The 22,689-nt window shown below is 68.2% G+C and carries 23 protein-coding genes; 9 read left to right on the top strand and 14 right to left on the bottom strand.

Annotated features, from left to right (window positions below):
• The first annotated feature begins 27 nt into the window (after positions 1-27).
• On the top strand, positions 28-573 hold the full coding sequence (locus tag P9A17_RS16335; RefSeq protein WP_278039671.1) for a YceI family protein: 546 nt from the start codon (positions 28-30) through the stop codon (positions 571-573).
• Positions 574-615: 42 nt separating this feature from the next.
• Here P9A17_RS16335 and P9A17_RS16330 read toward each other — a convergent pair whose 3' ends face one another.
• The 4 genes from P9A17_RS16330 to mshB form a co-directional block, all read right to left on the bottom strand.
• Positions 616-1,524, bottom strand: a complete 909-nt coding sequence (locus tag P9A17_RS16330; RefSeq protein WP_278039670.1) for a fumarylacetoacetate hydrolase family protein — start codon at positions 1,522-1,524, stop codon at positions 616-618.
• Positions 1,525-1,664: 140 nt separating this feature from the next.
• Complete coding sequence (locus tag P9A17_RS16325; RefSeq protein WP_278039669.1) at positions 1,665-4,244, bottom strand: bifunctional FO biosynthesis protein CofGH; 2,580 nt, start codon at positions 4,242-4,244, stop codon at positions 1,665-1,667.
• 96 nt (positions 4,245-4,340) lie between these two features.
• Complete coding sequence (locus tag P9A17_RS16320; RefSeq protein ID WP_278039668.1) at positions 4,341-4,823, bottom strand: hypothetical protein; 483 nt, start codon at positions 4,821-4,823, stop codon at positions 4,341-4,343.
• 143 nt (positions 4,824-4,966) lie between these two features.
• Positions 4,967-5,821, bottom strand: coding sequence for an N-acetyl-1-D-myo-inositol-2-amino-2-deoxy-alpha-D-glucopyranoside deacetylase (gene mshB / locus P9A17_RS16315; RefSeq protein WP_278039667.1), 855 nt, complete (start codon positions 5,819-5,821; stop codon positions 4,967-4,969).
• A 61-nt stretch (positions 5,822-5,882) separates the two neighbouring features.
• On the opposite strand from mshB, the gene P9A17_RS16310 reads away from it, so the two are divergent.
• Positions 5,883-7,112: a chloride channel protein gene (locus P9A17_RS16310; protein WP_278039666.1), complete on the top strand. Its 1,230-nt coding sequence runs from the start codon at positions 5,883-5,885 to the stop codon at positions 7,110-7,112.
• Here the strand turns inward: P9A17_RS16310 and P9A17_RS16305 are convergent.
• Entirely contained in the window at positions 7,096-8,958 is a 1,863-nt protein-coding gene (locus tag P9A17_RS16305) for an ABC transporter substrate-binding protein (protein ID WP_278039665.1), read from the bottom strand. The genes P9A17_RS16310 and P9A17_RS16305 overlap by 17 nt on opposite strands.
• Positions 8,959-9,065: 107 nt before the next feature.
• Positions 9,066-10,973 carry a translational GTPase TypA gene (gene typA / locus P9A17_RS16300; RefSeq protein ID WP_278039664.1) on the bottom strand — a complete coding sequence of 636 codons (1,908 nt, stop codon included), beginning with the start codon at positions 10,971-10,973 and terminating at the stop codon, positions 9,066-9,068.
• A gap of 278 nt (positions 10,974-11,251) precedes the next feature.
• Between typA and P9A17_RS16295 the strand changes: the two genes are divergently transcribed.
• Entirely contained in the window at positions 11,252-11,524 is a 273-nt protein-coding gene (locus P9A17_RS16295) for a hypothetical protein (protein WP_278039663.1), read from the top strand.
• Here the strand turns inward: P9A17_RS16295 and P9A17_RS16290 are convergent, their stop codons facing one another.
• From P9A17_RS16290 to P9A17_RS16275, 4 genes are all read right to left on the bottom strand, one after another.
• The gene (locus P9A17_RS16290; RefSeq protein ID WP_278039662.1) at positions 11,525-11,809 is read right to left on the bottom strand and encodes a hypothetical protein; all 285 of its coding nucleotides are present in this window, start codon (positions 11,807-11,809) and stop codon (positions 11,525-11,527) included.
• Entirely contained in the window at positions 11,790-12,095 is a 306-nt protein-coding gene (locus tag P9A17_RS16285; RefSeq protein ID WP_278039661.1) for a hypothetical protein, read from the bottom strand. Before P9A17_RS16285 ends, P9A17_RS16290 begins: the two co-directional genes overlap by 20 nt.
• Positions 12,096-12,104: 9 nt before the next feature.
• Positions 12,105-13,181, bottom strand: coding sequence for a hypothetical protein (locus tag P9A17_RS16280; protein WP_278039660.1), 1,077 nt, complete (start codon positions 13,179-13,181; stop codon positions 12,105-12,107).
• A gap of 111 nt (positions 13,182-13,292) precedes the next feature.
• A complete protein-coding gene (locus tag P9A17_RS16275; protein WP_278039659.1) occupies positions 13,293-13,685 on the bottom strand; it encodes a (deoxy)nucleoside triphosphate pyrophosphohydrolase in 393 nt (130 codons plus the stop codon).
• A 27-nt stretch (positions 13,686-13,712) separates the two neighbouring features.
• Here P9A17_RS16275 and P9A17_RS16270 point away from each other — a divergent pair, with 27 nt between their 5' ends.
• A complete protein-coding gene (locus P9A17_RS16270; protein WP_278039658.1) occupies positions 13,713-13,994 on the top strand; it encodes a 4a-hydroxytetrahydrobiopterin dehydratase in 282 nt (93 codons plus the stop codon).
• On the opposite strand, the gene P9A17_RS16265 is transcribed toward P9A17_RS16270, so the two are convergent.
• Positions 13,942-15,141 carry a mannosyltransferase gene (locus P9A17_RS16265; RefSeq protein ID WP_278039657.1) on the bottom strand — a complete coding sequence of 400 codons (1,200 nt, stop codon included), beginning with the start codon at positions 15,139-15,141 and terminating at the stop codon, positions 13,942-13,944. The genes P9A17_RS16270 and P9A17_RS16265 overlap by 53 nt on opposite strands.
• A 177-nt stretch (positions 15,142-15,318) precedes the next feature.
• Here P9A17_RS16265 and P9A17_RS16260 point away from each other — a divergent pair, with 177 nt between their 5' ends.
• Positions 15,319-15,930, top strand: a complete 612-nt coding sequence (locus P9A17_RS16260) for a hypothetical protein (protein ID WP_278039656.1) — start codon at positions 15,319-15,321, stop codon at positions 15,928-15,930.
• Positions 15,931-15,988: 58 nt separating this feature from the next.
• On the top strand, positions 15,989-16,993 hold the full coding sequence (locus tag P9A17_RS16255) for a hypothetical protein (RefSeq protein ID WP_278039655.1): 1,005 nt from the start codon (positions 15,989-15,991) through the stop codon (positions 16,991-16,993).
• Positions 16,994-17,074: 81 nt separating this feature from the next.
• Here the strand turns inward: P9A17_RS16255 and P9A17_RS16250 are convergent, their stop codons facing one another.
• Positions 17,075-17,221: a DUF1059 domain-containing protein gene (locus P9A17_RS16250; protein ID WP_011893038.1), complete on the bottom strand. Its 147-nt coding sequence runs from the start codon at positions 17,219-17,221 to the stop codon at positions 17,075-17,077.
• A gap of 50 nt (positions 17,222-17,271) precedes the next feature.
• On the opposite strand from P9A17_RS16250, the gene P9A17_RS16245 reads away from it, so the two are divergent.
• Positions 17,272-17,937, top strand: coding sequence for a nitroreductase family protein (locus P9A17_RS16245; protein ID WP_278039882.1), 666 nt, complete (start codon positions 17,272-17,274; stop codon positions 17,935-17,937).
• Here P9A17_RS16245 and P9A17_RS16240 read toward each other — a convergent pair.
• Positions 17,897-20,131 carry a glycoside hydrolase family 3 C-terminal domain-containing protein gene (locus tag P9A17_RS16240; protein ID WP_278039654.1) on the bottom strand — a complete coding sequence of 745 codons (2,235 nt, stop codon included), beginning with the start codon at positions 20,129-20,131 and terminating at the stop codon, positions 17,897-17,899. The two genes, P9A17_RS16245 and P9A17_RS16240, sit on opposite strands and share 41 nt — an antisense overlap.
• Positions 20,132-20,216: 85 nt before the next feature.
• Here P9A17_RS16240 and P9A17_RS16235 point away from each other — a divergent pair, with 85 nt between their 5' ends.
• Positions 20,217-20,609 carry a recombinase family protein gene (locus P9A17_RS16235; protein ID WP_278039653.1) on the top strand — a complete coding sequence of 131 codons (393 nt, stop codon included), beginning with the start codon at positions 20,217-20,219 and terminating at the stop codon, positions 20,607-20,609.
• 44 nt (positions 20,610-20,653) lie between these two features.
• Here P9A17_RS16235 and P9A17_RS16230 read toward each other — a convergent pair whose 3' ends face one another.
• Positions 20,654-21,238 (bottom strand): HhH-GPD-type base excision DNA repair protein, encoded by a 585-nt coding sequence (locus P9A17_RS16230; protein ID WP_278039652.1) that lies wholly within the window; start codon positions 21,236-21,238, stop codon positions 20,654-20,656.
• Positions 21,239-21,474: 236 nt separating this feature from the next.
• Between P9A17_RS16230 and P9A17_RS16225 the strand changes: the two genes are divergently transcribed.
• On the top strand, positions 21,475-22,689 hold the full coding sequence (locus P9A17_RS16225; RefSeq protein WP_278039651.1) for a histidine kinase: 1,215 nt from the start codon (positions 21,475-21,477) through the stop codon (positions 22,687-22,689).

Genomic DNA, 22,689 nt, shown 5'->3' with positions numbered 1-22,689 from the left:
CCCTTCCACCCCGAGAAATGAGACGCCATGACCACCGCAACCACCGCCCTGCCCGTCGGCACTTGGGCCATCGACCCCGTGCACTCCTCCGTCGGGTTCTCGGTACGCCACCTCGTCGTGAGCAAGGTCCGCGGCGGGTTCGACACCTTCAGCGGTGCGATCACCGTCGCCGAGGACGGCACGCCGTCGGTGAGCGCCGAGATCGCGATCGACTCGATCAACACGCGCAACGAGCAGCGCGACGCCCACCTCAAGGCCGCCGACTTCTTCGACGCCGAGGCTCACCCGGTCGCGACGTTCGTGTCCACCGGTGTGCGGGCCGACGGCGACAACTACGTCGTCGACGGCGATTTCACCCTGAAGGGTGTGACGCGCCCGATCGCACTGGCGCTGGAGTTCAACGGCGTCAACCCCGGCATGGGACACGGCGAGGTGGCCGGTTTCGAAGCGTCAGTCGTGCTGAACCGCAAGGACTTCGGCATCGACTTCGACGCACCGCTGGAAACCGGCGGCGCCGTGGTCGGCGACAAGGTGACGATCACCCTCGAGATCGAGGCCCTCAAGCAGGCGTAACCGCGACGTCGTGGAGCCGCTGGGGCGCATGCCGCAGCGGCTTCACTGCGTGATCGTGTGGGTGATCTCGCCGATACGGTCGACGGTCAGCGTGAGCTCGTCTCCTGGGCGGAGCCAGTTACCGGTCTCCATCCCGCTTCCGCCAGGCAGCGTACCTGTGGCGAAAAGCTCACCCGGATAGAGCTTTTCACTGCGCGACGCATGGGCGAGCATGTCGCCGATCCCCCACTGGGGTCCGCTGCTCGACACCGTGCTGACGGTGCGTCCGTTGATCGCGACCGTCCCCGCCAGATCGTCGATGTGCGGCAGTATCTCGTCGGCCGTGACGGCCACCGCCGACATCGAGGACGCGAAGTGTTTGGCCTTCTGCGGTCCGAGTCCCGTGACCATCTCGGCCCGTTGAACGTCGCGGGCGCTCAGATCGTTGACGACGACGAAGGCGCCGATTGCCTCAAGCGCTTCCTGGGGTGTCGCGTCGAACAGCGGCGTGCGCAGCACGAAACCGATCTCCAGCTCGTAGTCCAAGGCCTCCGAGTACGACGGGAACGCGACGGGAGTGCCGCTCGGTACGAAGCTCAGGTGGTTGGACATGTAGTAGATCGGCTGCCGGTAAAACAGCGGCTTCGGCTTGAACGGCGGGAACGTCGTCTTCGACAGCTTCTCGAAGGCGGACGCGACGGGAGCGGCGGCGGGCATGAAACGGCTCACCAGACCGCGTGCGGCGGCGACGGCGTGCTTCTCGAAGACCATGAAATCGCGGAACGACGCAGGTTGAAACGGCAGGACGTTGCCCGACAAGTCTTGGTGGCGTTGCGCGTTGGCCAGCTCCCAGTCGGGCGCGAACACGGCCCCGCCCAATGCCGAGGCGTCAGTCTGGGGTGCCCAGGATCCGTCAGGTCCCTCGGATTGCAGTTCCAGGCGACCGGCGGCGATCACCCTGCGCAGCTTCATGTTTCCGTCCTACCAGTCGTGCGGCACGTAGGGCGCGCTCGGTCGCCGCGAGGGTGCGCAGATTGCCAGTATTCGCGGCGCGTCGACGTGCAGACACGCGCGCTCGCGGTGCAAGGGAACCGCGGCGCAACGAGACCGACCTAGGCCGCCAGCGGCGTGTAGTCCGTCGACCGCTGGCGTGCCGGACGGCCGATGCCCTCGGCGATGGCGACCAGCTCGGCGACGGTCTTGGCGGAGCCGTTCTCGGAGCCGGCCATCCGGGAGATGGTCTCCTCCATCAGCGTGCCGCCGAGGTCGTTGGCCCCGCCCTGGAGCATGACCTGGGTGCGTTCGATGCCGAGCTTGACCCAGCTGGTCTGAATCGACGGGATGCGACCGTGCAGCATGATCCGCGCCAGCGCGTGCACGGCCCGGTTGTCCCGATGCGTGGGCCCCGGCCGCGCCCCGCCTGCCAGGTACAGCGGTGAGGACTGGTGCACGAACGGCAGCGGTACGAATTCGGTGAAACCGCCTGTCTGGTCCTGGATTCCGCGTAGCACGTTCAGGTGGCCCACCCAGTGCTTGGGGGTGTCGACGTGCCCGTACATCATCGTCGACGACGACCTCAGCCCCACCTCGTGCGCGGTGCTGACGACCTCGATCCACAGCGACGTGGGCAGCTTGCCCTTCGTGAGCACCCAGCGGACCTCGTCGTCGAGGATCTCGGCCGCCGTGCCGGGAATGGACCCCAACCCGGCCTCCCGCAGCGACGTCAGCCATTCGCGAATACTCAAGCCGCTCTTGGTGACACCGTTGGCGATCTCCATCGGCGAGAACGCGTGCACATGCATCGACGGCACGCGCGCCTTCACCGCACGCACGAGGTCGGCGTAGCCGGTGACGGGCAGTTCGGGATCGATACCGCCCTGCATGCACACCTCGGTGGCTCCGGCGACGTGGGCCTCCCACGCCCGGTCGGCGACCTCGGCGGTGGACAGCGAGTAGGCGTCGGCGTCGCCCTTGCGCTGCGCGAACGCGCAGAACCGGCAGCCGGTGTAGCAGATGTTGGTGAAGTTGATGTTGCGGTTCACCACGAAGGTCACGTCGTCACCCACGACGTCGCGGCGCAGCGAATCCGCCAGCGCGGCAACAGCATCGAGAGCGGGGCCGTCCGCGGTCGCCAGGGCCAGATACTCGTCGTCGGAACATCCCGCCGGGTCGCGTTCCGCCGAGCGCAATGCGGCCAACACGTCGGTGTCGATGCGCTCGGGGGCCCGCGCCGCGAGTTCTTCCACCTTGGCCCGGATCGACTCCCAGTCACCGAACGCCGACCCCAGATCCGACCGGGTCTCGGTCAGGCGACCCTCGGAGTCGATCGCTGAATGCAGATCGACGCGGCCCAGCGACTCGGTGGCCTCGTCGGGCTCCTGCCACGGCCGTCCCGACGGGTTCACCTCCAGCGCGTAACCGGTGTCCGGGTCGGCCAGCGCGGTGACGTGCCCCATCACACGGGGGTCGATCCACGCCGCACCCGCGGTCACGTACTGCGGTTGCGCGGTCAGCCGCTGCACCAGGTCGTAGCCGGCTTCACCGGTCACATCGGCAAGCTCGTCCAGCCCCGGCCACGGCCGTTCGGGATTCACATGGTCGGGGGTCAGCGGTGACACGCCACCCCAGTCGTCGACGCCGGCGCCGATCAGTGCCAGGCATTCCTCGCGGGACACCAGATTCGGCGGGGCCTGAATGCGGACTTTGGGCCCCATCACCAAGCGTGTGACGGCGATCGTGGCCAGGAAATCGTCCAACCCGGCATCCGGGGTCGCCGCCATCGCGGTGTGGTCCTTGGCGCGGAAGTTCTGGACGATCACTTCCTGCACATGCCCGAACGCCTTGTGCGAGGCCCGAATCGCGTGCACTGTCTCCGCGCGCTCGGTCAGCGTCTCCCCGATGCCGACCAGCAGGCCGGTGGTGAACGGAATCGACAGCCGGCCCGCGTCGTCGAGGGTGCGCAGCCGCACGGCCGGATCTTTGTCCGGAGACCCGTAGTGCGCCTCACCCTTGACCTCGAACAGGCGGCGCGAGGTGGTCTCCAGCATCATGCCCATCGACGGGGCGACCGGCTTCAGCCGCGACAGCTCCGACCACGACATCACCCCGGGGTTCAGGTGCGGCAGCAACCCGGTCTCCTCCAGGACCCGGATCGCCATCGCCCGCACGTAATCCAGCGTCGAGTCATAGCCACGCTCGTCGAGCCACTGCTTGGCCTCGTCCCAGCGGGCCTCGGGCCGATCGCCCAGTGTGAACAACGCTTCTTTGCAGCCCAGCTCGGCGCCGCGGCGGGCCACCTCGAGGATTTCGTCGGGCTCCATGAACATGCCCTTGCCCTCGGCGCGCAGCTTCCCGGGCACCGTCACGAACGTGCAGTAGTGGCATTTGTCGCGGCACAGGTGCGTCACCGGGATGAAGACCTTGCGCGAATAGGAGACGGGCAAGCGGCCCGACGCGCCACGACGCCCGGCGGCCTCCAGGCCGGCGTCACGCACCCGCGCCGCCGATGCGCACAAATCCGCCAAGTCAGAGCCGCGCGCGGTCATCGCGATCGCGGCCTCGTCAACATTCAGCGCCACCCCGTCGCGCGCGCGCCGCAACACTCGCCGCAGGGCGGCGGGACTGGGCGCGTCGGACTTCGGGGGAACCACCGGGCTGGGCAGGTCGGCGCCACGCTGGGAGTTCAGAGCCACTCCTCTGTAACCCCGGCGTTGTCGTGGATCATCCTCGCGTCTCACTATCTGAAACAGGATGCGCCTGCCATCCGCATGACATAGGGGTCACAGTAGTCATCGGGCGCGGCCGCTGGCGTCCGCCCCGGCATTGGGACCCGGCGCGCGCATGATGATCCACGCCGCCGGCAGTGCCCCCAGCGCGACGAGCAGCACCGGACCGAACTCCATCACGCCGCTGCCGCCGAACACGATGTCGTCTCCGGGGTTGACGAGGGTGAACATCACGACTGTCGCCAGCCACGTCCACAGCGGCAGCGCGGCCAGCCGCGGCACCGAGGTCCATTGGAAGGCGATCCACACCAGCGCGGCGTTCAGGACACCGCTGAGCAGGGCGCTGATCGGGAACGGGACCGAGCCGATCCGGATCGGCAGAAAGAAGACGGCCATCAGGGCCGAGAGGACGCCGTCGACGGCGAGCAGTGTCAGAACAGCGAAACGCAGCCGGGGTAGTCGGCGTTTTTGGTCGATGGCCGTCGTGACCGGCGCCGTCAGGTCGGGATGCTGTCGAGCAGCGAGACGAGCGAGCCGACGACCCATTGGAAGTTGTCGAGACGGTCCTGCCAGTGCTGCAGGTTGGGATCCAGGTCCGGGTCCATGTCTTGCCCTTCCGTGCGCGGTCGGTTCCGGGCAGCTTATACCCGGCCGGGGTGCCGCGGACGCAAGGAGCACATTCAGGACCGTCAACCCAGGGTCAGCCCGGACAGCAGATCACTTTCCCAGCCGCGGTCATCCCGGTCCCCCGCTGTCCCCGCTGCCAGCACGTAGTACTCCGTCGAGTCGATGGGCAGCGCCAGGTTGTTCGACAGCGCGAAGCTCCGCGCGTCGGGGGCGACGGTCATCTGCGTGGCGTGGGCGCGCAGCGCCGCGACGCGCGCGTCCGAATGGGCGGCCAGATCGAGTGCCGCATCGATCTTGTCGTCGGCGAATCCGAACTGCGGCAGGTCGGTGGCCGACACCGTGATCCACCCGTCGGGCACGTCCCCCATGTCGCTCAGGCCCGAGACCAGCGCCGTCTGCGACGTCACCGTCCAATAGAACTTGGGCACGCGCCAGGTCGCCGCCTCCACGGCCGCCGTCGTCACCCGGTGCGTGTGGATGTGGTCGGGGTGCCCGTAGCCGCCGTTGGGGTCGTACGTGACGACGACGTGAGGACGCAGCTCGTCGATCGCGGCCGCCAAAACCGTTGTCTGCTCGGCGAAGTCGCCGTCGACGAACCGTTCCCGATGCCGGGCGGGGGTGCCGTCCATGCCGGAGTCACGCCAGCGTCCGGCACCGCCCAGGTAGCGCGGGCCGTCGACGCCGAGCGCGGACAGTGCCGCGGTCAGCTCGCCGATGCGGTAACCGCCGAGCTGGTCGGCGTGATCCACGGCCAGTTGCGCCCACTGCTCGCCGACAACCTCACCCTCTTCGCCGAGCGTGCAGGTGATGACCTGCACCTGGGCACCGCGCGCGACGTAGTGCGCGATCGTGGCGCCGGTCGTGATGGTCTCGTCGTCGGGGTGGGCGTGGACGAACAGCAGCCGCGGGGTCTCCATTCCGACCAGCTTGCCTGCTCGTTGCCCGTCGCCGCAGCCCGCCCTGGCATAGATTCCCCTCGTGAACCGCCGCGCCGTGCACTTCGGGTGCGCGGTCGTCGTCATCGGTCTGCTCGCGGGAGTCGGCGGCGCCGCCACCACGCTGCTGCTGCACGGGATCGAACACCTCACCTATCAGTACGATTTCGGCTCGCTGCTCGACGGCGTCGAGAGCAGCAATCCCGTCCGTCGCGCCGTCGGCCCGATGGTGGGCGGGGCGCTGGCCGGATGCGGCTGGTGGGCGCTGCGGCGGCGCTATGCCCAGCCGTCGCTGTCCGCGACGCTGGCCGGTGAGCGGCCCGTCCCCCGGATGTTGATGACGGTCGACGCCGGACTCCAGGTCTTGGTGGTCGGGTCGGGCGCCTCACTGGGGCGGGAGGGCGCGCCGCGTCAACTCGCCGCGGCGTGGGGCGATTTCGGTGTCTCGCGGCTCGCGCTGACCGAAGCGGACCGCGCGATCCTGCTGGCGTGCGCGGCTGGCGCAGGCCTGGGCGCGGTGTACAGCGTGCCGCTGGGTGGCGCGGTGTTCGCCGCCCGGATCCTGCTCGGCACGTGGCAGCCGCGGGCGCTCGGCACGGCGTTGATCACGTCGAGCATCGCGGTGGCCGTCGCCGCACCGGTCACCCATCTCGAGCATCCGCTGTCATGGCCGGACGCCCGGCTGTCGTATCTGCTCGCCTTCCTGGCGCTGGCGCTGGCGCCGTTGGCCGTCGCGGTGGGGCTCGCGTTCGAGCGCGTGATGGATTCTCTGCCGAACCTGAAACTCGACTCATGGCTGGCGATTCCGGGCATCGCGATCGCCGGGCTGCTGACGGGCGTCTGCTCGATTTGGCTGCCGGAACTGCCGGGCAACGGGCGCAGCATTCTCGAGGTCAGCATGAACAGCGGCCTGACCCTGACGTCGGCGGCGCTGATCCTGCTCCTCAAGCCGCTGCTGACGACGCTGTTCCTGCGGGCGGGCGCGGTCGGCGGGCTGCTCACGCCGGCGCTGGCCACCGGAGCGGCCGCCGGCGCGCTGGTCACACTCGCGCTGAACCAGTGGGCGGGAACGGATCTGCACGTCGCGGCGGTGTCGCTGAGTTGCGCGGCAGGCGTGCTGGCCATCACCCAGCGGTCGCCGTTGTTCGCGGCGCTGTTCGTGTGGGAGCTGGCCCGTCCGCCGGTGTGGCTGCTGATCGTGTTCGCCGTCGGCGCGTATGCGTCGTACGGGATCGCCGTCCTGAGGCGCAGGAGAACTACTGCGGAAGCTTGACCCAGGTTCCGGCGTCGCCGACGATGCCGACCGGTACCGCCCCGGTCAGGCTGACGTGCTGAACGCTGGGGCCCGCGGCGACAATCGTCGTGTCCTGCAGGATCGGCAGCACCGTCGACATCTCCCACAACCGGGGCTCGATGTCATCGATGACGTCGGCGATGTCGGCGGTGCCGTGCAGCGCCGCGTCGATGCGGGGCTGGATGCTGCGGTCACAGATGCCGGTGATGTTGCTCGGCGCCTGCACGAGTTCGCCGGCTTCCGGGGCCGGGGCGGGTGGCGTCTGCGTCGCCGTGGTCCGCGGCGGTTCGGGGCTGGGCTCCCCCGGCTTCCCAGGGTCGTCGGGCTCCGACGTCGGCGACGGCGCGCCGGGGGTGGTCGGGACGGCGGTGGCCTGCAGGGCGGGACAGCCGTAGCGCGACGCGAGCGACGTCGCGAGGTCACCACCGGCGGGGTGCCAGCCGATCACCGCGTCGACGGTGTTGTTGACGAGCGCATCGCTGTACAGCGTCACCGGGTCCAGCGCCGACACCGACGCCGCGACGCCCACGCTGCGTAACTGGTCCGCCGCGGTGTTCGCGACGGCCACCGACGTCGGATCGTTGGCGGCGACGCCGAGGACGAGCGTGAGCGGCTGGCCGTCTTTGACGAGCCGGCCGCGGTCGTTGTCCGGCGGCGCCGACGGATCGGGCGACTCGACGGATTCGATCTGGTAGCCGGCGGTGCCGAGCAGCGACATCGCCTCGTCGCGGGTCATCGCCGGCGGGGCGGTGGGCACGTAGCCGGGGTCCGACGGCGAGCGCACCTGCGCCTGGGCCAGCGTGACGGTGTTGTCGTCGCCCGCGCCGACGGCGGCGAGCAGGTCGACATCGAGCAGGCCGAGGACCGCCTTGCGGACCTGCGTGTCGGTCAGCGCGGGCTGCTGCGCGCGCAGCGTCAGCTGCATGACGCGGGGCGTCACGATCCGCGCGGTCCGCACGTCGGGGATGGCCGACAGCTGCGCGAACACCGCGGACCCGCCGTGTACCTGCGCGACCTGCGTGTCGCCGTTGCGGATTGAATCCGCCAGTGCCGCAGGGGTGCCCGCGCGGCGGAACAGGATCAGGTCGGGCGTCGCGGGTTCGCCCCAGTACCGGTCGTTGCGGGCCAGGAGAATCTCGTCGCGCTGCGGGTCGATGGTGTCGACGCGGAACTGGCCGCCGGTCACGGGCAGCGCCTGCGCGAGTCCGGCCGGAAAGCCGCCGGGGATGTCCTTGACGATGTGGGCGGGAAGGATGTCATTGAACAGTTCGCGCCACGCCGGGTAGGGCTTGGCGAACGTCACGACGGCCGTCTTGCCGCCTTCGACGGACTGCACACCGGTGATCAGGTCGTAGCCGGCGGGGTCGACGGCGCCCGGCTGGCCGACCATCTGCCGCCACAGGTACCAGAAGTCGTCGGCGGCGATCGGGGCGTTGTCGGTCCATTGCGCTTCGGGACGGATCTTGTACGTCACCGTGAATGGGTCCTGGCTGGTGACCTCAGCTGATTCCAGCAGCGACGTGTCCATCTCCCACGTCGAGCCCGTCGGCGTCCGCGAATCGGGGACGGGCCGGAACGAGCTGGGCAGCACCAGAGAGCTGATGGCCGCGTTGACCGGGGACTGATCGGACAGCAGATGCGAGTTGAAGCCGGGCCCGATCGAGTCGATCGCCATGATGATCTGCGTCGCCTTCATCGGCGGCGGCGGCGTGGACTCGGTGGTGTCGGTGCTCTGCGGAGCGGGCGGCGGGCTGACGGTGCAACCGGCGGTGAACAGCACGCTCGACACGACCGCACAGGTCAGGAGGCGTCGGGCGGTCGGCACGCACCAAGCGTATCGACGGAGGTTTCCCTCACGGGCCGGGGCGCCCGCCGAGTGTGCGGCCAGGGCGGCCGCTGACCGAGTTCTCCGCCATGTGCGCACGCTCGCGGCTACGACTGGGATTGCTGCTTCGCCCTGGCCTTGGCACGCATCCGCAGCGACGCGACGAGCTCGACCTTTCGCACGCGCACGATCTCGGGGGTGACCTCGACGCACTCGTCCTCGGCGCAGAACTCCATCGCCTTCTCCAGGTCGAGTTCCAGCGGGCGGGCCAGCGTCTCCATCACGTCCGCGGTGGACGACCGCATGTTGGTCAGCTTCTTCTCACGGGTGATGTTGATGTCGAGATCCTCGGCGCGCGGGTTGATGCCGACGACCTGACCTTCGTAGGTCTCCTGGCCCGGCTCCACGAAGAACTGGCCGCGATCGGCCAGCTGGATCATCGCGAACGGGGTGATCTGACCGCTGCGGTCACTGACCAGCGAGCCGGTGTGGCGGGCACGGATCTCGCCGGCCCACGGCCGGTAGCCGTCGAACACGGCGTTGGCGATGCCGGTGCCGCGGGTCAGAGTCAGGAAGTCGGTGCGGAACCCGATGAGGCCGCGGCTGGGCACGATGAAGTCCATCCGCACCCATCCGGCGGCGTGGTTGGTCATCTGCTCCATGCGGCCCTTGCGGGCGGCCATCAGCTGGGTGATGGCGCCCAGGTGCTCTTCGGGGCTGTCGATGGTCAGCTCTTCGAACGGCTCGTGCAGCTTGCCGTCGATCATCTGGGTGACCACCTGCGGCTTGCCGACGGTCAGCTCGAAACCTTCGCGGCGCATCTGCTCGACGAGGATGGCCAGCGCGAGCTCGCCGCGGCCCTGGACCTCCCACGCGTCGGGGCGGCCGATGTCGACGACCTTGATGGACACGTTGCCGACGAGCTCGGAATCCAAGCGGGATTTCACCATTCGGGCCGTCAGTTTGTGACCCGACACCTTGCCGGCCAGCGGCGACGTATTCGTGCCGACTGTCACCGAGATGGCGGGTTCGTCGACGGTGATGCGTGGCAGCGCGTGTGCGTGGTCGGGGTCGGCGAGGGTGTCGCCGATCATGATCTCGGGGATGCCGGCGACCGCCACGATGTCACCGGCGACGGCCTCGTCGGTCGGGGTGCGTTCCACACCGACGGTGACGAGGAGTTCGGTGATCTTCGCCGTCGTGATGACGGGGTGGCCGTCCACATCGCGCATCCAGGCGACCTGTTGGCCCTTCTTGATGCGGCCCTTGTAGATGCGGATCAGCGCGAGGCGGCCGAGGAATGCGGACGCGTCGAGGTTGGTGACGAGCGCCTGCAGCGGAGCTTCGGGATCACCCTGCGGCGGCGGGATGTGCTCAAGCAGCACGTCGAACAGCGGGTCGAGGTTCTCACCGTCGGGGTTCTCGCCGTTGGACGGGGCCGTGGTGCTGGCGATGCCCGCACGCCCGGAGGCGTACAGCGTGGGCAGGTCGAGCGCCTTCTCCGCGGCGGCCTGAGCCTCCTCGTCGAGGTCGGAGGCGACATCGAGCAGCAGGTCGTGGCTTTCTTCGACGACCTCGGAGATGCGGGCGTCGGGCCGGTCGGTCTTGTTGACGACCAGGATGACGGGCAGGTGCGCGGCCAGCGCCTTGCGCAGCACGAACCGGGTCTGCGGCAGTGGCCCCTCGGACGCGTCGACGAGCAACACGACGCCGTCGACCATGGACAGGCCGCGTTCCACCTCGCCGCCGAAGTCGGCGTGCCCCGGGGTGTCGATGACGTTGATGACCGTCATACCGCCGTCGGCGTGATGCCGGTGCACGGCGGTGTTCTTGGCCAGGATGGTGATCCCTTTTTCCTTTTCCAGGTCACCGGAATCCATCAGGCGTTCGATCGCGTCGTCACCGCGGTGGCTCAAGGCACCCGACTGGCGCAGCATTGCGTCGACCAGGGTGGTTTTGCCGTGGTCGACGTGGGCAACAATGGCGACGTTGCGGAAATCGGGGCGTGCAGTCACGCCGGTGATTGTCGCAGTGCAGTGCACCGATCGCGAAAACGAGAGATTCCCGTCACTTGAAAATCGAGAAGCTTGCGGCCGCCAAGCCGAAGAAAAAGTGCTGCCGCAGCAAGCCCCGCTGCAAGAAATGTCCTCTGGTCATTCACAAGGTGCACAAGGCCGAGCTCCTCGGCATCCGAGGCAAAGAGTTGGAAAAGGTGTACAAGCGAGCTCGAAAGGCCTGATCCCCGGCGTACCGTGGACTCCATCCGTGTGGCATTTTTCGGAGGTCGGCCACCATGACGGTTTATCCGGTTCTCACCATTGTTCTGATCACAGTCCTTGCCACGCTGACGACGCTGGCGATTTTCCTGGGTCTGGCCAACTGGATCGGCGCGTTCTACGTCGTGCGCTGCGGCGAGTGTCGGCATCTGACGTTCAGCTCGGCCAATCGCGCCCAGGCGTCGTGTCCACAGTGCAGGCATCCGGTCCTGACCCATCCGATCCATGCGATCTCCCATCCGGGCAGCCGTGCGGACGTGCGGGTGGCCGGCGACCGCCTGCGCTACTAGTCAGCCCTGGAAGTTCACGATCGCGCCGAAGGCGAGCGCGATCGACAGTGGCGCGGCGATGCACGAGATGAGCATCCCGCGGCCGATCTGTGCCACCGAGCCAATTTTGGTCAGGCCGTAGGCAATTGCCGCGTTGACGGCGACAATCGGGCCCACGATGAACGGGACGAATACCCACATCGGCATCAGGAACCAGGTGATCAGCTCGAGCACCATCATGTTGACCGCGCACGCGATGAAGCTCGCGGGGCCGAACCGGATCCGGTCAGAAAAATGCGATGGCAATTCCGGCACCTCCGATCAGCACCGTTGCAGCAGATACGAAAACCCCGAGAGCGATGCCCCGCTGCTGCGGATCCGGTCGGGTCAGCAGCAGACCGCCGGTGACCACCGAGACGGCCACGGCGACCGCTGTCGCCGAGAGCAGGACGACCTGCCGGTCACTGTCGTCCTCCGTTCCGAGAACAGAGCCCAAAAGCCATGCGGCTAGGCCGGTTACGGCGATCACCGCCTGGACAGCGAACGGCGTGGACCACGTCGCGGCCTTCCACATTCGTTCGTCTGTCGTCATCTCATCTCCTCAGGGATAGGACAGCAGCACCATCACGCGGCCGTCGGCCGACGCTACCGGGAAGTCGTCGACATCGAAGCCGTAGTACTCGATCTGATCCTCGGTGACCTCGTCGATGACCTTGCCCTGGGTGGCGATCTGCTGCCCGCGGACGTCTTCGATGACACCTCTGAAATCAGCGACTGAGAGGGATTCCGCCAGCAGCAGCGCCTCACCGCCGGACGGAAGATCCACCAGCACACCGGCTCCCGCGTAGTTGTTGCCTCCGCGACCGGTGCCGTTGGGTGCCCAGTAGACGGGCTCACCCACCAATCGTCCTTCGACACGGCGGTATTCGCCCGCATGGGCATCATCGCCGATGGCGACGACCGGCAGCGCGTCGATGGTGCGTGCCTGCTGCCAGAACATCCAACCCAGCGGAATGGCGACAATGCCGTAGATCAGCACCATCAGCATCAGCACCGGTTTCCACGCAACCTCCCACCCGAGCTTGCGCTGTGACACTCCGGCATCGGCGGTCTGCGCGTCGAGGATGCTGCGGCCGAATCGGAAGACGTACCAAGCCAATAGCCGCGCCACGGCCATGAGTCCCAACACGGCGAGGCCGACGAAACCCGCGGCCCGGAAGTAGAAGGTGCTGTCTCCGTTGTTCTCGGTCGCAAGCACCATCGACGCCGGGATCGGCGCGGTCAGCAGAAGCAGCAGCGCATACGAAGGGTGGCTTGTCAGGTAGACGTAATGCGCGGTCCACGAGCGGTTGCCCGCATAGACCGTGAAGTCGCCGACATCGGCTCTGACCATCGGCGTCCACGATCCCTGCACGACGCGGGGACGGACCAGTCCGCGAAAGAAGAAGAATCCCGCCACCAGCGCCACGACCAACGCACCCCAGAAGACGCCGGGCATCGACTCTCCCGTGCCGGGCACGCCGAAGGCACCTCGGATGTCGATGGCCTTCGCGATGAAGAACGTCAGCGGCAGCGCGAAGAACAGTTCCAGCAGCCACATCTGGATCAGTTGCGGGATGCGCGAACCCACGCGGTCGAAGGCGAGCACACCGCGCCAGATGAACTGCAGCACGCGCATAGTCGGGGAGACTAATGTGTGCCGATGGCCGGTGGGGCAAACACGAACGAAGACCTCGACTGGCTGCGCGACGAGTGGTTGGGCGACGGCCTGCCGGCTTGCCCTCGGCGATCAGCCCCCACCCAGGACCGCCGCCAGGTCGGGCAGCCACGCCCGGTCCGCGGGCACCCAGGCGAGCGCGTCGAGTTCGTCGGCGCGCACCCACCGCAGCGCGCGGTGGTCGTGGGGCGTCACCTCGCCCGCGACGCGGGTGACGACGTAGGCGCGTAACGTCGTCGTCGGACTGAGCGCGACGTCGGCGCCCAGGCGCGCGCCGACGGTCACGTGTACGCCGAGTTCCTCGTGGAGTTCCCGCGTCAGGGCCGTTTCGTCGCTCTCCCCCGGCGCGACCTTGCCGCCGGGCAGTTCCCACAACCCGGCGAGCTCCGGCGGGCGGTTGCGCTGCGCGACGAGCAGCGCACCGCTCTCGATCAGCGCACCCGCGACCACGATCAGGTTTGACATCCGGCCAGACGGTATACCTTCAAGACCATGGCTGTGTTAACGGATGAACAAGTGGACGCCGCACTGCCGGATCTCGATGGCTGGGAGCGCAAAGACGGGGCGATACGCCGATCGGTCGAATTCCCGGCGTTCCTCGACGGCATCGACGCGGTGCGCCGCGTCGGCGAGCACGCCGAGAGCAAAGACCATCACCCGGATATCGATATCCGTTGGCGGACAGTGACTTTCGCTCTGGTGACGCACTCCGAGGACGGGATCACGGAGAAGGACGTGGAGATGGCTCGCGATATCGACGGGATCCTCGGATAGCGATCCACGCGAGCGTCGCCAACGTGGCGACGATGTAGATCAGACCTGCCCACGCGAGATACCAGGGCCGCGGGATCACCCATATCGTCGGCTGGGCGAAGCTGAGCAGCCACGGCACCCCGACGAGCACGAGCAGCAACCAGCCCCATCCCAGCACCCGCGCCCCCACCTCGGCCCGCAGCGGACCGTGCAGCAGCCAGATCATCAGCGGGATCAGCCACACCCAGTGATGCGTCCAGGAGATCGGGGACAGCAACAGCCCGAACAGTTGCACCACGACGATCCCGCCGAGGCGGTCCTCGGCGCCATCGATGGCGCGCCAGGCCAGCACGGCGAGCACGGCCGTCGCCGCGATCCCGATCAGCACGGCCGGGCCCAGCCCCGCGTCGTGGCCCAGGATTCGCGAGATGCCGCCGCGCCACGATTGATTGAACGACGTGCCCACCGGGCCGACGCGGTCGGCGTCGCCCAGTAGCTCGGTGAAGTAGTACCGCGTCTGTCCGCTGACAAAAATGGCCGACACGCCGATCGTCAGGATTAAAACGGCGGCGGAGAACAACACCGCGGCCCAGCGGCGTGCCCCGACGAAATAGAGGCCCGCGACGGCGGGTGTGAGCTTGACGCCGGCGGCGAGCCCGACGAGCAGACCCGACAACCACCACTTCGACGTGTAGACCGCGTACAGGATCGCGAGCACCAGGAGGACGTTGATCTGGCCGTAGTCGAAGGTGCTGCGCAGCGGTTCGGTCCAGATGCCGACGGCCGTCCACAGCATCGCGACACGCCGGTCGTCCTGACCGAGTAGCCGCTGACTCATCCGCACCACGCCGTACAGCGCGGCGATGATGCCGACCTGCCAGGCGAACGCCACCACGCCGAACGGCAGGAGATGCAGCGGGAAGAACACCACAGCGGCGAACGGTGGATAGGTGAACGGCAGGGGGAAGTCGGGGGTCTGCTCGCCGTAGACGTATTCGTAGAGCGTGCCGGGACCGTCGAGTTCGGCGGCGCCGCCGACGTAGACGTGCAGGTCGACGAAGTTCGCACCGTTGGGCACCAGGTACGTCCATGCCAGACGGGCGGCAATGCTGAGGATCAGGAGCGCGGGCGCGATGCGCGCCAGACGGGCTCCCCTTGTCGGCGGCACAGATTCGGTGGTGTCTATTCGCCTGACTCTAGCGAGCGGTCACCATCTGCCTTCACCTCAGTAACGGTTCCATAAATGCCACAAGTGTCACTTGAGTAACTCTAGTAACAGGCTAGCTTCGGGTTCAGGCATGACATCGATGTCATTTCAGGCCGACCGACGATTGGGAGTTCTCTGATGCACCGCACCCGGAAACTGTTCGCAACAACCATGATCGCCGCGGCTGGGGCGGTGTCTGCGGCGGTGGCGTTCAGCGCCACGGCGTCCGCACAGCCTGCTCCGGCTCCCGCCCCCACGCCGGAAATTCCGGGGCTGCCCTTCCTTCAGCAGCTGGCCAACCCGGCTGCCGCCACGCAGTTGATGCAGGGCTTCGCCAACATGATGGGCAACGCCACCACGACTCCGCCGGCCACGGCGAGCACCACGCCGGCAACCCCGGTCTCGGGCCCGGGCGCCACCGCGTCGATCAACTTGCCCGCAGACATGCTTCCCGCGGGCGTCGTGCCCGCGTCGACCGTGCCCGGCTCGACACTTCCCGGGGCGACTCCGATCGGCGGCGGAAACGTCACCACGGTGCCCGTCGCCAACACCACGTCGACCGCGGCCACGTCACCGCTGGCCAGCCTGACCGATCAGCTCGGACTCGCGGGCTTGATGCCTGCCGGCAACCCGCTGGCGGGTCTGCTGCCCACCGCAGCGACGGCACCGGTCGCCGCAGCGCCGGCCGCCGCTCCCGCCGCGCCGCTGGCGGTCCCGCCGGTGTTCACCCCGCTTGCGGCTCTTCCGTGACGCGTTAACCGACCCCGACCAACTGAATTCCACTGAACCACCGACGTATTGGGGGATCATGTCAACGACCCGGCTCAAGACTGCACTGGCGGTGTGCACATCCGCTGCGTTGCTCACGGTCGGCGTGACCGGAGTTGCTCACGCCGAACCGGCAGCGCCGCTGCCCGCACCGCTGCCGCTCGACGGCGCAATGGCTCCCGGCCTGCCCGCGATGCAGAGCCTGGGTCCGGTGATCCAGCAGGCGGCATCCGATCCCACCAATGCGGCATCGATGTTGATGGCCGCCGCCGCGGCATTCGCGGGAAACATGGCTGCACCGCAGCCCTCCCGTGATGTCGCGTCGGCGGTCAACACGTTCGTCGCGCAGCCCGTCGCGCATGTCCCAGCCGCCGGTGCGGTACCTGGGACGGAGGCCCACTTGCCTGCCGGCATCAACCCCGCAAACGCCGTCGGCCCCGTGCCGGAGGCGCTGCCGTTGGAGCATGCCCCCGCGGCTGTCGTCCCGGCTCCCGGCACCGGTCCGGCGCCCGGTCCGGAAGCGTCGCCCGAGGTCGCCACGCCGGTGACCCCTGTTGCGGCGCCGGTCGCTCCGGTTGATCCCGCCGCGGCTCCCGCTCCGGCTCCCGCGGCCGCCCCGGGCGGTCTCGGCCCCGATGCTCCCGTTACGCAGGACTTCCTGTATCCGTCGATCAGCAACGGCTGCCTGCCCGACGGCGGCAACGTTCTTGCGGCCGCGATCTCGGTGGCGGGTCCGGCGACGATCCCGCTGCCGGGCCCCGGCCCCGGCCAGACCGCCTATGTGTTCACGGCGATGGGCACGCCCGGCCCCGCGGCGGAGCAGAAGCTCCCGCTCAACGCCACGTGGGTGAACCTGACGACGGGTAAGTCGGGCAGCGTCACGCTCAAGCCGCGCCCCGACCTGAACCCGAACGGTCCGACGACACTGACCGCGATCGCCGACACGGGATCGGGCAGCATCATGTCGACGATCTTCGGGCAGGTCACCACGACCGAGAAGCAATGCCAGTTCATGCCGACGATCGGCTCGACCGTCGTCCCCTGACCCTGCTTGACGCCGAACTGGGATTCCCGGTTGTGAATCAGTGGCGATTCACGACCGGGAATCCCAGTTCGGCGAATGGGGTCAGTAGGCCATGAACAGGATGGCGTCGCGGTCGTAGTCGCGGCCGGGGTGCACCTCGGACAGGTGCGCCTGAGCCTTCTCGACGAGGTCTTCCTCGTCCTTGCCGGTGATCGCTTCGCCGCAGGGGCAGTTGAGATGAGTCTTCATAAGTTCACTCTGGCACAGCGCCCGCCGTGCCATGGGACAAGATCGTCAACATGGACATCTACGACGTGATGCGGACGACCGGCGCGGTCCGGCGGTTCACCGCCGACCCGCTGCCCGACGACGTCCTCGAGCGCATCCTCGACAACGCCCGGTTCGCGCCCAGCGGCGGCAATCGCCAGGGTGTGCACGTCATCGCGGTGCGTGACCACGGGACGCGAGAAGCCCTCGGCGCGCTGTGCACGACGGGTGCACGCCGCTACATCGCCCAGAAGCGCAACGGCGAGGGGCCGTGGAATCCGGTGCAGCCCATGCGGGTAACGCCCGACGAGCTGGCCGCCACCGAGGTGCCCGCGGAGTTGTCGACCCCGCTGCTGACGTCGGCCGTCGTCCTCGTGGTGTGCGTGGACCTCAATGTGGTGGCCGCATTCGATCAGGATCTCGACCGCATCGGCGTCATTGCCGGCGCGTCGGTGTATCCGTTCGTGTGGAACGTGCTGCTCGCCGCGCGCAACGAAGGGTTCGGCGGGGTGCTGACCACGATGGCGGTTGCCGAGGAGCCACGGGTGAAGGCTCTGCTCGGCATCCCCGACGACTTCGCCGTCGCGGCGGTGCTGCCGCTGGGCAAACCCCAGCATCAGGTCGGCACGTTGACCCGCAAACCGGTCTCGGAGTTCGTCACCCGGGAGAAGTTCGACGGCGAGTCTCTCGGCGACTGAGTTCGGCCATCCGCTCCAGCTTGGCAACCGGAGCCGCATCCCCGAGCATGCCGACGACCGTTCTCATCGGCATGGACCCGACCATTCGGAGCATGTCGGGCGCCTGCTCTGAGGCGTCGGCCCCGGGGGCGAACTCGGCGAGCAACGCGGGGCCGACGACGGGGTGGCTGAACCACTGTTCGACCGTCGATTCCATGGTGAGCGCGTCGACCAGGTGATCACCGTGGAGCGTGACCGTTTCTTCAACGGTCACGGTCGCGGCGTTCTCACACACCTGCACGGTGTACTCACCGGGCGCGACGACCCACCCGTTGCGTTGGACGTCCCAGTAGGCGAACGCCTGTCGATCCAATTCTATTGTCGCAGTTTGCTTTTCACCGTATTCAAAGTGCAGCTTCGCGAAGGCGCGCAACTCGCGCCGCGGCCGGCGAACGGGGCCGGCCGACGTCGACACATAGACCTGGACGACGTGGCGTCCCGCACGGCCGCCTGTGTTGGCGACGGTCACCGACGCGCGCACGGTGTCCGCACCGGTGACCTCCACGCGGAGCGCATCGACGTCGAACGTGCTGTAGGACAACCCGTGTCCGAAGGGGTAACGCGCCGGCAGACCGACGGTCTCGTGCCACCGGTAGCCCACCATCACACCCTCGCCGTAGCGGACATGCCCCTGCTCGCCGGGGAAGTTCACATAGCTGGCGGTGTCGGCCAGCCGCACCGGAATGGCCTCGGCGAGCCGCCCGGACGGATTGGCCACGCCGAACAGCAGATCGGCCAGCGCACTGCCGCCCGCCTGGCCGAGCAGGAACCCTTCGAGTATCGAGTCGACGTCGTCATGCCAGGGTTCCAGCGAGACCACGCCACCGTTGGACAGCACCACCACAGTTCGCGGCGCGACGGCGGCGACGGCGCGGATCAGCGCGATCTGGTTGTCCGGCAACGAGATCCCGTCGCGGTCGAAGCCCTCGGACTCATCGGTCTCTGCCAGCCCGGCGAACACGACAGCGACGTCGGCGCGGCGAGCGACCGCCACTGCGTCGTCGACCATCGCGTCCGCGTCGCCGGACCCGTCCAAGGTGAAGCCGGGCGCGAATTCGACGCTCCCCGACGACAATTCACGGATCGCATCGAGAGCCGCGTCGATCTGTGTGGCGTTGATGTGTGAACTGCCGCCGCCCTGGAATCGCGGCGTCCGGGCGAACTCCCCGACCACCGCGATACGCACGTCGACGGCGAGCGGCAACGTGTCGTCGTCGTTCTTGAGCAGGACCGCACACTCGGCAGCAAGTTCGCGGGCCAACGCGTGGTCGGCGTCGAAATCGACCTCGACACCAGCGGCGCCCGCCAAGGCCGTCAGCGTCAAGAGCCGCTCGACAGCTGTATCGACGACCGACTCGTCGAGGTCACCTGCCTGCACGGCGGCGACGATGCGCCGCGCGCTCGCTCCGCCCGTCGCAGGCATCTGCAGATCCAGTCCGGCGCGCAGCGCGGCGACCGGGTCACGCACAGCTCCCCAGTCCGAGACCACCGCTCCGGCGAACCCCCACTGATCGCGCAGCACGTCGGTGAGCAGCCAACGATTCTCGGACGCGAGGACGCCGTTGACCTTGTTGTAGGAACACATCACCGTCGCAGGTCGCGCGTCGGCGACAACGCGCTCGAAGGCAGGAAAGTAGATTTCCCGCAACGTGCGCTCGTCGACGTCGGCGCTGACGCGCATGCGGTCGGTCTCCTGGTTGTTGGCGGCGAAATGTTTCACCGATGCGCCGACACCGTGTTGCTGCTGTCCCCGGACATGTGCGGCGGCGAGCACTCCGGTCAGCAGCGGATCCTCCGAGTAATACTCGAAATTGCGTCCACACAGGGGCGAGCGTTTGATGTTCACCCCCGGTCCCAGCGCCACGTGTACGCCCAGCGCCCGGGCCTGCCTGCCGACCGCCGACCCGACACGTTCTGCGACGTCGGGATTCCAGCTGCTGCCCACCGCGACGGCTGGTGGGAAGCACGTTGCGGGGCGGCTGTCGTGCAGGCCGAGATGGTCCGGCGAACCGTCTTGCAGACGGACCCCGTGCGGCCCGTCGGTCAGAACGATCGATGGCACACCGACGCGTTCGACGAGGGCGGTGCTCCAGAAATCGCGGCCGCACAACAGTGCTGCTTTTTCCTCGAGCGTCAGCTGGTCCGTCGTCGGCACGGCGCCTCCCTTGGTTACCTACTACCTATAACTTTCGACGGCGAGTCTCTGTGACGGCACCCCGGTCGCGTGAGACCTTGAAGAGGTGACGGTGACGTTGGGTTACGCGACGGCCGTCGGCGGCTGCGGAGACCTCGACGAGCAACTCACCGAACTGGCCGCCGCGGGCGTCGATCCGCGACGGATCTTCACCGACAAGACAGCGGGCTCGGCGGATAAGATGCGTGCCGGCCTCGTGGCCCTGCTCAGCTATGCCCGCTCGGGCGACGTCGTCGTGGTGGTGGCGCTGGAGCGGTTGGGCCGGTCCGTGTCCGAGGTGACACAGACCGTGGCCGACCTCACGACCCGCGGAATCACGCTGCGCTGCCTGCAGAACGGCCTCGACACCGCGACGTCGACGGGCCGCGTCGTCGCAAAGGTGCTGACCGACCTGGCGTCGCTCGACAAGGGCCACACCGAGAGTGCGCACAGAGCGTGACGCGGACGCTTTCGGCGATCTGACCGCACTCTCGTCGCATCGGCTCAGGCCTTGGCGGCTTTGGCGGCTTTGGCGGCCGCCTTTGCTTCCTTCTTGTACGTCCGCACCTTTTGCAGCGAGCCCGGATCCTTCACGTCGGCCACCGACATGTGCGTGCCGGCCTTGCCGTAGTCGCCGGCCGCGGCACGCCAGCCCTTCGGGGTGACGCCGTACTGCTTGCCGAGCAGCGCGAGGAAGATCTTGGCCTTCTGCTCACCGAAACCGGGCAGCGCCTTGAGGCGGCGCAACACCTCGGCACCGTCGGCGCCGTCGGTCCACAACGCGGTCACGTCTCCGTCGTACTCGTCGACGATCACCTGAGCCAGGGCCTGCACCCGCTTGGCCATCGAGCCCGGAAAGCGGTGCACCGCAGGCGTTTGCGCGAACAACTCGGCGAACGCGTCGGCGTCGTAGTCGGCGATCACCGCGGCGTCGCAGCTGCCGATGCGGTCGGCGATCTTCTTCGGCCCGCCGAAGGCGACTTCCATGGGGATCTGCTGATCGAGAAGCATGCCCGTCAGCAGTGCGAACGGGTTTGCCTCCAGCAGCGCGTCTGCCGCAGGTTCCTGAACTAACTGAAGTTTCGCCACGAGGTCAGTTTAGGACGGCCGACCACCGTCGACGTCGACGGTTTTGACAGTGGCTGCCCCCTCGATGTGCGACCGTGAAGACCTTGACGATGGAGATGTCCTGGGGGGATGGATCTATGAGACGTGTGATTGCGCCGCTCGTTGCGGTTGTGGCTACAACCTGCCCGATCCAGTAGCAGAAAGCTCCTCATTCACGCCGTAGGGTAGGGCCACCCGCACGCGAGGAGCAGAAACAGATGTCCGGCGAGCTCGCGATCGCTCTGACCGCCGCCCTGATCCTCCTTGCCGTCGCCGCCGTCGTCCTCGCCGTGCGCACCCGGCGCGTCGTCGCGACCCCCACCGAACGCGCCGTGCACACCGCGCTGCACACCGCGTCGCTCGCGGCCCGCGAACTGCGCCAGGGCCTCAACACCGATTCGGCGCACACGTCCGCGCCGTTCCTGCGCGGACTGACCGGCAGCGACGGCCTGGCGGTGTTCGACGGCGACGGTCAACTGCTGGCGCGGGATCCGGGCGGCGACGACGTGTGGACCGACGACCTGCTCGACGCCTGCGGTCATGCCGCGCGTCAGTCGATCTCCGGGGAGCGGCGGGTGATGACGCACGCCAGGACGTCCGTGGTCGTCGGTCAGCCCATGCTCAACGAGGCCGGCGACATGCTCGGTGTCCTCGTCATCGTCACCACCCGCTCCCCCGGCCCCGGAATGCTCGGCGCCGTCGGCGAAGTCGCGCGGTACGCCGCCAGCCAGATCGAACTCGCCGAACTCGACGCGTCCCGGGCGCGCCTCGACCGCGCCGAAGTCCTCGCGTTGCGCGCTCAGATCAGCCCGCACTTCATCTACAACGCGCTCAACACCATCGCGTCGTTCGTGCGCACCGATCCCGACCGGGCCCGCGAGCTCATCCTCGAATTCGCCGACTTCACCCGCTACTCGTTCCGCGCCGCAGGGCAATTCACCACGCTGGCCGACGAACTGCGCAACATCGACCGCTATCTGACGCTGGAGCGCGCCCGATTCGGGACGGCGCTGAAGGTGACGCTGCGGGTCGCGCCTGAGGTGCTCAACGTCGTCGTCCCGTTCCTCGCGCTGCAGCCCCTCGTCGAGAACGCGGTGCGCCACGGGTTCGCCGGCCGCGGCAGCGGTTCGATCGAACTGATCGCCCGCGACGAAGGGTCCGACTGCGTCATCACCGTCGAGGACGACGGTGTGGGAATGGATCCCGACGCGCTGCGGTCCGGACCCAGCGACGCACTGTCCGACGGCGCACCCGTGCCCGACGGCGCCGGTGCGCACGTCGGGCTGACGAATGTCGACCATCGGCTGCGCGCGGCATTCGGCAACAATTACGGTCTGGTGGTCGAGACCGCGATCGGAGCCGGCACCAAGGTCGTCATGCGGGTGCCGAAATTCCGGTCGGGTGTGCGGGCAAGCGGAGGTGGGTTCGGGTGA

Source organism: Mycobacterium sp. 236(2023), from assembly GCF_029623955.1.
Lineage (GTDB): Bacteria > Actinomycetota > Actinomycetes > Mycobacteriales > Mycobacteriaceae > Mycobacterium.
The sequence above is the reverse complement of the archived record's forward strand: the minus strand, read 5'-3'. Positions and strand labels throughout refer to the sequence as shown.